Raw genomic sequence first — 12130 nt, forward strand, 5'->3', positions numbered from 1 at the left:
TAGAATTTTAAAATAGATATTTCGATGCAATTGTATTGCAACTCTTTACATACATACAAAAGACTGGATACGTTAGAAGTTAAGGTTGGTGATTTACTGATTGGGAATGGTCATCCCATCCGCATTCAAACCATGACCACTACCGACACCATGGATACGGAAGCCACCGTAGCCCAAGCGATCCGTTGTATTGAAGCCGGTGCCGAATTGGTACGTATTACCGCTCCTAGTAAGAAAGAAGCGGAAAACCTGCTCAACATTAAAAACGAACTCCGTAAGCGCGGTTACAACACGCCACTTGTGGCGGATATCCACTTTACGCCCAATGCTGCAGAAATAGCGGCGCGTATTGTAGAGAAAGTGCGTATTAACCCGGGGAACTACATTGATAAGAAGAAATTCGAGTTACTGGAATACACAGATGCTGAATACGAGGAGGAAATTGAACGCATCCGCGAACGATTTACACCTTTAGTTAACATTTGTAAGGAACATGGCACTGCCATGCGTATTGGTACGAACCACGGCTCGTTGAGCGATCGTATTATGAGCCGCTATGGCGATACGCCAATGGGGATGGTGGAAAGTGCTATGGAATTCTTACGCATCGCGGAAAGTCTTGACTACCGTAACATTGTGTTGAGTATGAAATCCAGCAACCCCCAGGTAATGGTGCAAGCCTACCGTTTATTGGTACAAACCATGCAAAACGAGTTAGGACATTGCTATCCACTGCATTTGGGTGTAACAGAAGCCGGTGATGGTGAAGATGGACGTATTAAGAGCGCGATTGGGATTGGTACTTTGTTGGAAGATGGCGTGGGCGACACGATTCGTGTGTCGTTAACAGAAGACCCTGAGTTTGAACTTCCCGTTTGCCGCGATTTAGTGGCCCGTTATGCCAACCGTAATAACAATATTGATATTCCAGCAGAAGATATTCAACTCCCCTACTCGCCTTTCGATTATAAACGTCGAGAAGCAAGTAGCATTTTGAACATCGGGGGGAAACAAGTACCAGTAGTAGTAGCAGACTATCAACATGCAAGCAACCTTGTTCCGAGCGACTTATTGCCAATAGGTTATCACTATGACGAGGCTACGGACAAGTGGAATATTGGAGATGCAGCAGCAGATTACATTTTTACAGGTAATAACATCCCAACATTCGCACTACCCGGTACATTAAGCATTATTACCCAGTTCGAAAACTGGAAAAATGCCAAAGATGCTGAGAAATGCTACCCATTATTTGATATATCAACTTTATATACATCAACAGAAAGAAGCGAACTCAATTTCGTTGCCGTTCCTGTTGACACCATGGATCATACAGCAGAAGAGAAATTATTCAGTTTCCTTGGCAGCGAGCAACATGCTTATACTCTTATCGTAAGTGGTTCTAGCATGCCAATTGTTCGCAGGTTCTTAACGCGCATGATGCAAGCCAATGTAGCAACACCTATTATATTGCGTACTATCAACAAGCATGATACAGCATCGGCTATGTTGATTCATTTTGCAGTAGAAACAGGTGCATTATTGCTGGATGGTTTTGGAGATGGTATATGGTTAACGCAAACACAGCAACCCGTTGATATTGCTACTATAAACAATATTGCTTTCGGGATTTTACAAGCTACGCGTACACGTATTTCTAAAACCGAATACATCTCTTGTCCTTCTTGTGGTAGAACATTGTTCGACTTACAAGAAACAACGGCCCGTATTCGCGCGGTGACCAACCATTTGAAGGGCGTGAAAATCGCGATCATGGGTTGTATAGTTAATGGTCCGGGCGAGATGGCTGACGCGGATTTTGGATATGTAGGTAGTGGTGTTGGAAAAATCACGCTTTACAAGGGAAAAGAGGTGGTAAAACGTGGTTTAAGCAGTGAAGTAGCTGTAAATGAGTTAATTGATTTAATTAAAGAAAACGGTATGTGGGTAGATGCCCGCAACTAATATAATTTATGACATTGGCAGCTTGGAAAAAGAAAGGCTGTCAATGTCACAATCCTTACCAAAAATTGTGTATTGACAGCCTGCGAAAACTATTCAGAGAATTTTGTTTGGGGCTCCCGTGAGGGATTTGGGGCTAACTGCTTTAAGCATTTTGTGATACAAAGATAGTAAGCAAGTAAGGGCCCAGGCAAGCGTATTTCTACGTATTTTTCTGCGTATTTCTATCATTTATTTTTACTATGTATTGCCCCTGATTTTGTACCTTTTCTTGAATAACTCCGCCACTGCATAGATTTTCAGCCGAATTTGGGTATCTTTATTTCATATAGGAAGCAAGATCAAGATAAATTCCAGGCTATGTTCGATTTCCGGTTAAAAGTATTCTACACAGTTGCCAAGCGCCAGAGTTTTACCAAGGCGGCGCAAGCATTGTATATTTCCCAGCCAGCTGTTACTAAGCATATACGCGAATTAGAGCAACAATTGGGTACTGCACTGTTTAACCGTGCGGGCAACCACATTGAGCTTACATCTACGGGCAATATTCTTTTACAACATACGGAGGCCATATTTGCGCAATACCGTTCATTGGAGTTCGATTTAAACCAGTTGAAAGAGTCGCATGGCGGCAGTTTAGAAATTGGTGCTAGTACTACCATTGCGCAATATGTGATACCGCCATTGATGGCGGCATTCCATGCAAAGAACCCGCAAGTACAGCAATCGTTGTTAAATGGTAATACAGAGCAAATTGAAGAGGCTTTATTGCAGAAGTCGATCCAGTTGGGTATTGTTGAGGGTATGTCGAAACACCCGGCGATTAAGTATACGGAGTTTATGCGGGATGAAATTGTACTGGTAACAAACGCTGCGTTTGCAAAACAACTGAAATTGCCATTAACAGCAGCTACAATATTGCAACTACCGATATTATTAAGAGAACAAGGATCTGGCACCTTGCAGGTGATTGCCGATGCGTTATTACAGATTGGGATTAAGATGTCGCAATTGAACGTGCCGGTGAAAATGGGCGCCACGGAAAGTATCAAATCGTATCTCCACGAAGCACCGGCTGCGGCCTTCTTATCATTACAATCTGTTCAAAGGGAAATAGCATCAGGTGAATTCGTGGTATTACCCGTGAAGCAATGGAAAATGATGCGCAAATTTTACTTTATCCAATTGCAAGGAGAACAAGATAAGCTAGCTACAATGTTCATGCGCTTCTTAAAAAAGAGCAAAACAAATGACGAAAGTTAGTAGGCTTTCATCAACAAAATGATGCGGCTCATGTTATAGATGTTTGCACAACAATAGCTTTGTAAAATAAATACAAGAGCCTATGACCGCAAATGAAGCATTAGAACTAGTACAACCAGGCCACAGCGTGTTCATACATTCTGCTGCCGCAACCCCGAAAGAGCTTGTAAAAGCATTAGCAGCACGCAGCAACGTTTTGCATGATGTACGTATCAGCAGTATTCATACAGAATGGGAAGCCCCGTATACCGACCCCGAACATGTACATGCGTTTGAAGTAAACGCATTTTTTGTGGGTGGCAATATCCGCAAAGCCGTGAATGAAGGTCGCGCGAATTATATCCCCATGTTTTTAAGCGAAATACCCAAATACTTCCGCAGCGGTGATTACCCAATCGACGTGGCACTGATTACGGTTTCGCCGCCCGACAATCATGGTTTTTGCACCTTGGGCGTATCCTGTGATGTATCGAAATCGGCGATTGATATGGCAAGGATTATTATCGCTGAAATTAATCCCCGTATGCCGAGAGTGATTGGAGATGCTGTTATCCACATCTCGCAAATAACTGCTACGGTGGATGTAGATTACGAACTGTATCAACAAAAAATAACAGATCCTTCTGATAGGGAACTTCAAATAGGTCAGCATGTAGCATCACTTATCGAAGATGGCGCTACATTACAAATGGGTATTGGCGGTATCCCGAATGCTGTATTGAAGTGTTTAACCAATCATAAAGATCTTGGCATTCATACGGAAATGTTTTCTGATGGCATTGTGGATTTAGTGGAGAAGGGCGTTATAAATGGTAAGATGAAGAAAACGCAGCGCGGGTTGCTTGTTTCCAGCTTTGCTATTGGTACCAATAAGCTGTATAAATTCATGGATAATAATCCCACGGTACGGTTACTGGACGTGGAATATGTGAATAACCCTACAACCATTCGCTTAAACCCGAAAGTAACGGCGATTAATAGTGCAATCGAGGTGGATTTATTTGGCCAAGTATGTGCCGATTCTATTGGTACCATGCAGTATAGTGGAGTTGGTGGCCAAGTGGATTTTATGCGCGGGGCAGCTTTATCTCCAGGCGGCAAACCTATTATTGCCATACCTTCTGTTACCGGCAAAGGCATTTCAAGGATTGTACCTTACTTAAAACCCGGCGCCAGCGTAGTTACAACACGTGCGCATGTGCATTATGTTATAACAGAATACGGTATTGCGCATCTCCATGGCAAAAATTTAAAACAAAGAGCGAAAGCGCTCATAAATATAGCGCATCCCGATGCGCGTGAAGGATTAGAAAAAGAAGCACATAATATCTTCAATTCACCCCTTTAAAATGCAATAAACACCATGAAACAACTTTTGTACACCAGTTTAATTGTTGCTATGATGGCATGTAATAACCAATCCACCTCCACCCCGAACGACAGTACCACTGCAAATGAAACAGCTGCTGCCGATTCTGTAAACACAGTTTCCATGGACGCTACACAGTTATTAGTAACGCATTTAGAGAATTACTTCTTATCGAATAAAGTGCAAAAAACCGGTGCTGTACAATGCTGGGTTGTACAAACCAAAGAAGAGTTTGATGAATTATTTGGTGCCGCTAAAACGAATAACAACGTTATTATCAACCCTGATTTCAATACGCAGTTTGTAGTTGCACTTGCTGTTCCTGCAACAGATACCGCCACAACGATTACATTATCGAACGGTATAAAATCAGGTAATAACGCAGACTTGCGTTTTACCATCACCAAGGGGCAAAAGCAATCGTTTACAATGTCGCCGGTATGGTTAGGTACGGTAGAAAAAACTACAGGTGTGGAAAACGTCAGTTTCTACGATGGTGAAGCATTAGTAAAGATGATTCCTATCAAATATTGATACATCAATTATGCGTACTGCAAATAAAAAAGGTCTCTATTTGGTAGAGACCTTTTTATATGAGATTAGATATCATATTCTAAATTCGGGCGAAGCCATTTTTCGGCTTCTTCAACGGTCCAGCCTTTTCGTTCGGCGTAGTCGATCACTTGGTCTTTTTCAATTTTACCAATACCGAAGTACTTCGACTGCGGGTTAGCAAAATACCAACCGCTTACGCTACTGGCCGGGTACATCGCTAACGATTCGGTGAGTGTAATACCGGTGTTATTGGTAGCATCGAGTAAATCGAAGAGCTTATATTTTTCAGTGTGCTCTGGGCAAGCCGGGTAGCCTGGTGCAGGGCGAATACCTTGGTATTCTTCTTTGATCAATTGTTCGTTAGATAGATGTTCTTCTGAAGCGTAGCCCCAAAACTCCTTCCTTACACGTTCGTGCATTAATTCTGCGAAGGCTTCTGCAAAGCGATCTGCTAAAGCTTTAAGCATAATGCTACTATAATCGTCGTGTTCTTTTTCAAATTTCTCCAACCATTTCTCGATGCCGATACCCGCTGTTACAGCAAAACCACCGATATAATCTTGCTTGTTGGAGGATTTAGGTGCAATAAAATCCGCTAAGCAAAAATTCGGTTGGCCAGGCGCTTTCTTGATTTGCTGGCGTAAGAAGTGTAAATCCACATCATTACCATTCAAATCCTTCACAGCCACACTATCTTTTCCAATTTCATTCGCCGGGAAAATACCAATAACCGCTTTCGCTTGTAGCCATTTCTCCTTGATCAATTGCGCCAACATCACTTTCGCGTCTTCGTATAACTTGGTAGCTTCTTTACCAACGATTTCGTCAGTTAAGATGGCTGGGAACTTGCCATGCAATTCCCATGCGATGAAGAACGGCTGCCAGTCGATATATTGGGCAATTTCCCCCAGGTCGTAATCTTCAAAAACAGTTAATCCTAATTTCTTAGGTACTACAGGTACAAATTCGTTCCAATCGATACCTGCTGTTACTTTACGCGCATCTTCAATTGGCAAATATTGCTTCACTGGACGTTTATTGCGGAAGTTTTCGTTCAGTTTAACGTATTCTTCTTGCACGTCCGTTAAAAAGTTCTTCTTCAAAGCTTTATTCAATAAGTTACCGGTAACGGTTACACTTCTTGAAGCATCGAGTACGTGTACTACACCATTTTCGTACTCCGGCGCAATTTTTACCGCTGTATGTGTACGAGAAGTAGTGGCACCACCTATTAATAATGGTATATTGAAGTTTTGGCGTTTCAATTCGCGGGCAACGTGTACCATTTCGTCTAAGCTTGGTGTAATAAGACCGCTCAATCCAATAATGTCTACATCATGTTCACGGGCAGCTTGCAAGATTTTTTCCGCAGGCACCATCACACCAAGGTCGATAATTTCGTAACCATTACAACCTAACACTACGCCCACAATGTTTTTACCGATATCATGCACATCACCTTTTACAGTGGCGAGCAAGATTTTACCGGCAGATTTTATTTCACCGCCATTCTCGGCAACCATTCTAGCCTTTTCCTCTTCAATGAAAGGTGTAAGTACAGCCACGGACTTTTTCATTACGCGGGCACTTTTTACAACTTGCGGCAAGAACATTTTACCGGCTCCGAATAAATCGCCGACGATATTCATACCATCCATCAAAGGACCTTCGATTACATCCAAAGGACGCGGGTATTTCAAACGTGCTTCCTCTGTATCTGCTTCAATATAATCGGTAATACCGTTCACCAAAGCGTGGCTTAACCGTTGCTCTACGGAGTTAAGACGCCAAGATTCATCTTTCTCGATTACTTTTCCTTTGGCCTTAACGGTTTCAGCATAAGCAATCAATCTTTCGGTAGCATCTTCGCGGCGGTTTAACACGGCGTCTTCACAGAGTTCACGGAGCGTAGGATCAATTTCATCCAAAATTTGGATCATACCTGCGTTCACGATACCCATATCCATACCTGCTTTAATAGCATGGTAAAGGAATACAGAGTGCATCGCTTCACGTACCACGTCGTTACCACGGAACGAGAATGAAATATTACTCACACCACCACTTACTTTTGTTAATGGCATGAGTTCTTTTATCTGGCGGGTAGCCTCGATAAATTCCACCGCATAATTATTATGCTCTTCGATACCTGTTGCGATCGCGAAGATATTCGGATCAAAAATGATATCCTGTGGATCGAAGCCTACTTGCTCAGTTAATATTTTATAAGCACGATGACTGAATTGAACACGTTTTTCAAGCGTATCGGCCTGGCCGTTCTCATCAAAAGCCATCACCACTACAGCTGCACCATATTTAGCACAGATCGTAGCTTGTTCGATGAACTTGGCTTCACCTTCTTTAAGAGAGATTGAGTTTACAATACACTTACCTTGGATACATTTCAGGCCAGCTTCAATAATGCTAAACTTACTGGAATCGATCATCACCGGGATTTTGGAGATATCAGGTTCAGAAGCTAAGAGATTTAAGAAGGTGGTCATGGCTTTTTCGCCATCAAGCAATGCATCGTCCATATTTACGTCGAGCACTTGGGCGCCGCTTTCTACTTGTTGGCGGGCAACTGATAATGCTTCTTCGTAGAGACCTTCGCGTACGAGGCGGGCGAACTTTTTCGAACCGGTTACGTTTGTACGTTCCCCGACGTTGATAAAGTTTGTTTCTGGGCGCACAACAAGTGGTTCCAGTCCGCTTAATCTTAAATATGGAAGAATGGTTTTTGTAGTATTCATTGTATATATTCCTTAATAGCTGCTGCACATTGGCAGTACCAGCTTCCCAGGATGCGATCTTTTACGTGAATAATTAAAGAGCCAAAGAAGTTTCAACAACAGGTAGTGGTCGTGGTTGAATGGATTTCACATGTTCCGCCATATGTTGAATATGTGCAGGCGTGGTACCACAGCATCCGCCGACGATGTTCACAAATCCCGATTTTGCGAAATCGGCAATAATGTGTGCCGTGTCTGCTGGTTCTTCGTCGTACTCACCGAAAGCATTCGGCAAGCCGGCGTTCGGGTAGCAACTAACGTAGCAGCTGGCGATTTGTGATAATTCTTCGATGTACGGACGCATTTGTTCGCCCCCCAATGCACAGTTCAAACCGATGGAGAATGGTTTGGCATGCATTACGGAGATGTAGAATGCTTCTAATGTTTGGCCGCTTAATGTTCTTCCTGAAGCATCGGTAATTGTACCGGAGATCATAATCGGCAAGGTTGGTTGGCCGATACTTTGGAAGTAAGTTTTAATGGCATAGATCGCTGCTTTGCAGTTCAGCGTATCGAAAATTGTTTCGATTAATAATAGATCAACACCACCTTCGTGCAAACCACGTACTTGTTCTATATATGATTCGACAACTTCGTCGAAGTATACAGAGCGGAAGCCCGGGTTATTAACATCTGGTGAAATTGATAAGGTTTTGTTTAACGGTCCAATCGCCCCGGCCACGAATCTAGGCTTACCGGGGTTCTTCGCAGTGAATTCGTTTGTCACTTCTTTAGCCAACTTAGCGGCAGCAACATTCAATTCAAACGCGAGCGCTTGCAAATCGTAATCGGCTTGCGCAATGGAAGTACTAGAGAAGGTATTGGTTTCGATAATATCGGCGCCAGCTTCTAAGTATTCGCGGTGAATGGATTGAATAATGCCGGGTTGCGTAAGGCACAGAACATCGCTATTTCCTTTGAGTTCAATATGATGGTTGGCAAAACGTTGACCGCGGTAATCAGCTTCTTGTAGTTTATGACGCTGGATCATGGTGCCCATAGCACCATCAATAATTAATATGCGCTCTTTCGCGCAATCGTAGATCGATTTCATGATTGGAACGTTTATTAGTTGCTGTTTAAGATGAAGCCCTTGGTCGAACAATAAACAAATCCACCTTAGGCGATGCAAAGATAGCAAACTCCCCTATCAAAAAGAAAGAAGAGAAATAAGGGTACAACTACATGACAATCGGCAAAATTTCACAAACATTTCAAATAATAACTGATACTTAAAGTACTGACGATCAGTATATTTGCAAAGAATCTTCTCCTAAAGAAAAAAATTTCTTATAAATATTTTTGTTTTACTCTATAAAGTCTATTATATTTGTAGGGTATTCAATAAGGATATGACTAGCATAGGTTGTATACAACCAACGATAACAATAGGTTAAAAATAAGTACAATGCTTACCCTGCTTACATTCGAAACCAACAATAAGTACTTCTCACACGAGAAGCGAAACATTTGCTGTAGTTGCTCAACTACAATGCGAATGCGAATGTGTGCTGCATGTGACTGTTAATAATCTTTTACCCGCTCCTGCTTATAGTGCCCTTACAAGGCAAAATTCACTCGTAACATGGCGCGGTGTTATTCACCGGATCGTATATTCAAAAACCAACCATCATGACCATTCAGGAATACCTGCACCAGCTGACAGCAGATTGCGAAAAGCTGGGTTTAAAAAGAGTTTTAGTTGAAAATGCATACGCAGACGGAACTTTCAAAGTTTGCTTCATCAATAAATACGAAATCAGTAGAACGAAAGAACTACTTCAAGATATTAAATCGAACAAGCGGCATGACCGCGAATCGACGAAGTTATAATGCAACAATTGCGTATTCATAACGTGGAATAGTTACCGTAGACAGGTGCTCTCAAGCACCTGTATTTTTTTGTCCTTACCTCGCTGTTGTATAGGCTAAACTTGCGATGCTTAATAAGCTGGCCCCTTGCTGTAACAAAGCTAACCCGCAAGCCTCCAAAGTTGCTCCTGTTGTAATTACATCGTCGATCAATAATACATGTTTCCCTTTAATTGCATTCACATCCCGAACAGCGAATACTTTCGATACGTTTTCCCAGCGGTCTGACCGGGATTTATGCGTTTGTGTAAGAGTAAACGAATTACGTTGTAAAACTTTTGCCAGTACCGGCTTTCCTAGAACTTTACTGATACCTTCTGCTAATTGTGCGGCTTGATTATAGCCTCGAAGTTTCAGCTTACTGGGATGTAAAGGAACGGGAACAATTACATCGATGGGCTGCCAATGTTTTTCTTTGGAAAGTAGCAGTCCCATTTGATAGCCAAAATACAGGGCAATATCTTTTCGATCGTTGTATTTGAATTGATGAATAAGATGTTGAAGCATCGACTGTTTTTTGAAATAGTAGGTCGACATGGCGGCGTGGAGTTTGAGCCTTCCATAGAATATTCGCATGACGGGGTTTTCTTCAATACTTTGGAAATTGGTGTAAGGCAGTTTTAAGCTACAGCGCAAGCAAAGAACTTGTTCTTTGGGAGATAAGCTGTGCCCACATGCATCGCAGCAATGCGGGTAAAACAGCCTTAACAAGGATGTTAACATACAATGGGGGTTTTTAAGTCGCATAGCAACCTTATTAGCTGCTATGCGTAATAATTTCTTAAAACAATATGCGGTATACTTCTTCCACTCGTCCAACCGCTAACACTTCAATTTTGAACTTATTTAGATCTAAGCCCTTCTTATTGTATTTCGATATAATAATCTTATCAAATCCCAATTTCTCGGCCTCTGCAATACGTTGATCAATTCTATTCACAGCACGAATCTCACCACTCAACCCAACTTCGCCGGCAAAACAAATCTTATTAGCAATACCAATATCCTCGTATGACGATAAAAGTGCACACAACACTGCCAAATCAATCGAAGGATCTTCTACCCTGATACCACCTGCAATATTCAAAAACACATCCTTCACCCCGAAATGGAAGCCGCCACGTTTCTCTAAAACGGCAAGCAACAATTGTAGCCTTCGTAGATCAAACCCAGTAGCCGTTCGTTGGGGCGTGCCATACACCGATTGCGTAACCAAAGCTTGCACCTCGATTAGCATAGGGCGCATACCTTCGATAGTTGCCGCGATAGATACCCCGCTTAACATATCTTCCCTTTGTGAAATAAGGATTTCAGAAGGATTGCTAACTTGACGTAGCCCATTCCCGGTCATTTCATAAATCCCCAATTCTGCTGTTGAGCCGAAACGGTTTTTAATTGTGCGCAAGATACGGTAAGCATAATGCTGATCACCCTCGAATTGTAAAACGGTATCTACCATATGCTCTAGTACTTTTGGACCGGCAATAGAGCCATCCTTGGTAATATGACCAATCAAGAAAACCGGTGTTTGTGATTCTTTAGCGAAGCGCTGCAATTCGGCTGTAGTTTCCCTAATTTGTGAAACACTGCCCGGAGCTGATTCAATTAATGGTGATTGTAACGTTTGAATAGAATCGACAATCACCAATTGAGGTTGCAGCTTTTTAATTTCCTGGAAAATGCTTTGCGTAGATGTTTCTGTCAACAAATAAAACTGGTCGTTCTTAATTTTCAAACGATCTGCGCGCATCTTAATTTGTTGTTCACTTTCTTCTCCGCTGATGTAAAGTGTTTTTACATTATTGAGCAGCAAAGCATTTTGTAAAAACAAGGTGGATTTTCCAATACCTGGTTCGCCACCAACGAGTACTAATGAACCCGCTACGATACCACCGCCAAGAACGCGGTTAAGTTCTGCATCGGGTGTTAGCCAACGTTTTTCTTCAGCACCTTCTACATCTTCCAAGTTTACAATTTTACTTGTTCGCAAAGGAGATGCATCACTGCGCCAATCGACGTTATGGCGTGATGGGATATCTTTTTGTACTTTCTCTTCAACGAATGAATTCCATGTTCCGCAAGAAGGACATTTGCCTGCCCATTTTGGAGATTCATATCCACACTCTTGACAAAAGAAAGCCGATTTAATTTTAGCCATTTGATAAAATTAGGCGATAAATTTTATTCGTGTAACTGCATCTAAAAAATCATCAAGAGAAAAGTTTATTACACAACAACTATCTAAAAAAATGCGTTTTAAAAATTAAGTACAATTTTGTCAGTTTTTTTATCATCATCATAATACATCGTTCATAAT

The 12130-nt window shown here is 42.0% G+C and carries 9 protein-coding genes; 5 read left to right on the forward strand and 4 right to left on the reverse strand.

The window, feature by feature from the left end; translation table 11 throughout:
- Nucleotides 1-24 precede the first annotated feature (24 nt).
- The 4 genes from ispG (at nt 25) to LX64_RS25295 (ending at nt 5128) form a co-directional block, all read left to right on the forward strand.
- Nucleotides 25-1965 carry a (E)-4-hydroxy-3-methylbut-2-enyl-diphosphate synthase gene (gene ispG, locus LX64_RS25280; protein WP_111600491.1) on the forward strand — a complete coding sequence of 647 codons (1941 nt, stop codon included), beginning with the start codon at nt 25-27 and terminating at the stop codon, nt 1963-1965.
- Between the two features lie 357 nt (nt 1966-2322).
- Nucleotides 2323-3225 carry a LysR substrate-binding domain-containing protein gene (locus LX64_RS25285; protein WP_111600527.1) on the forward strand — a complete coding sequence of 301 codons (903 nt, stop codon included), beginning with the start codon at nt 2323-2325 and terminating at the stop codon, nt 3223-3225.
- Between the two features lie 82 nt (nt 3226-3307).
- Complete coding sequence (locus tag LX64_RS25290; protein WP_211324899.1) at nt 3308-4573, forward strand: acetyl-CoA hydrolase/transferase family protein; 1266 nt, start codon at nt 3308-3310, stop codon at nt 4571-4573.
- Between the two features lie 15 nt (nt 4574-4588).
- Complete coding sequence (locus LX64_RS25295; protein ID WP_148707472.1) at nt 4589-5128, forward strand: hypothetical protein; 540 nt, start codon at nt 4589-4591, stop codon at nt 5126-5128.
- A 65-nt stretch (nt 5129-5193) separates the two neighbouring features.
- Here LX64_RS25295 and metH read toward each other — a convergent pair whose 3' ends face one another.
- Together metH and LX64_RS25305 are read right to left on the reverse strand one after the other, a co-directional pair.
- Nucleotides 5194-7902: a methionine synthase gene (gene metH, locus LX64_RS25300; protein WP_111600494.1), complete on the reverse strand. Its 2709-nt coding sequence runs from the start codon at nt 7900-7902 to the stop codon at nt 5194-5196.
- A 73-nt stretch (nt 7903-7975) separates the two neighbouring features.
- Nucleotides 7976-8995 (reverse strand): homocysteine S-methyltransferase family protein, encoded by a 1020-nt coding sequence (locus LX64_RS25305; RefSeq protein WP_111600528.1) that lies wholly within the window; start codon nt 8993-8995, stop codon nt 7976-7978.
- A 578-nt stretch (nt 8996-9573) separates the two neighbouring features.
- Between LX64_RS25305 and LX64_RS25310 the strand changes: the two genes are divergently transcribed.
- Nucleotides 9574-9774, forward strand: coding sequence for a hypothetical protein (locus LX64_RS25310; protein WP_111600495.1), 201 nt, complete (start codon nt 9574-9576; stop codon nt 9772-9774).
- A gap of 75 nt (nt 9775-9849) precedes the next feature.
- Here the strand turns inward: LX64_RS25310 and LX64_RS25315 are convergent, their stop codons facing one another.
- Complete coding sequence (locus tag LX64_RS25315) at nt 9850-10389, reverse strand: ComF family protein (RefSeq protein WP_158538739.1); 540 nt, start codon at nt 10387-10389, stop codon at nt 9850-9852.
- 205 nt (nt 10390-10594) lie between these two features.
- The gene (gene radA, locus LX64_RS25320; RefSeq protein WP_111600497.1) at nt 10595-11971 is read right to left on the reverse strand and encodes a DNA repair protein RadA; all 1377 of its coding nucleotides are present in this window, start codon (nt 11969-11971) and stop codon (nt 10595-10597) included.
- Nucleotides 11972-12130 lie beyond the last annotated feature (159 nt).

It is taken from the genome of Chitinophaga skermanii (assembly GCF_003259335.1).
GTDB lineage: Bacteria > Bacteroidota > Bacteroidia > Chitinophagales > Chitinophagaceae > Chitinophaga > Chitinophaga skermanii.

Coding starts and splice junctions, on each gene's coding strand:
- LX64_RS25295 (WP_148707472.1), top strand. CDS start 4,589: ATGAAACAACTTTTGTACACCAGTTTAATTGTTGCTATGATGGCATGT.
- metH (WP_111600494.1), bottom strand. CDS start 7,902: ATGAATACTACAAAAACCATTCTTCCATATTTAAGATTAAGCGGACTG.
- LX64_RS25305 (WP_111600528.1), bottom strand. CDS start 8,995: ATGAAATCGATCTACGATTGCGCGAAAGAGCGCATATTAATTATTGAT.
- LX64_RS25310 (WP_111600495.1), top strand. CDS start 9,574: ATGACCATTCAGGAATACCTGCACCAGCTGACAGCAGATTGCGAAAAG.
- ispG (WP_111600491.1), top strand. CDS start 25: ATGCAATTGTATTGCAACTCTTTACATACATACAAAAGACTGGATACG.
- LX64_RS25315 (WP_158538739.1), bottom strand. CDS start 10,389: ATGCGAATATTCTATGGAAGGCTCAAACTCCACGCCGCCATGTCGACC.
- LX64_RS25290 (WP_211324899.1), top strand. CDS start 3,308: ATGACCGCAAATGAAGCATTAGAACTAGTACAACCAGGCCACAGCGTG.
- LX64_RS25285 (WP_111600527.1), top strand. CDS start 2,323: ATGTTCGATTTCCGGTTAAAAGTATTCTACACAGTTGCCAAGCGCCAG.
- radA (WP_111600497.1), bottom strand. CDS start 11,971: ATGGCTAAAATTAAATCGGCTTTCTTTTGTCAAGAGTGTGGATATGAA.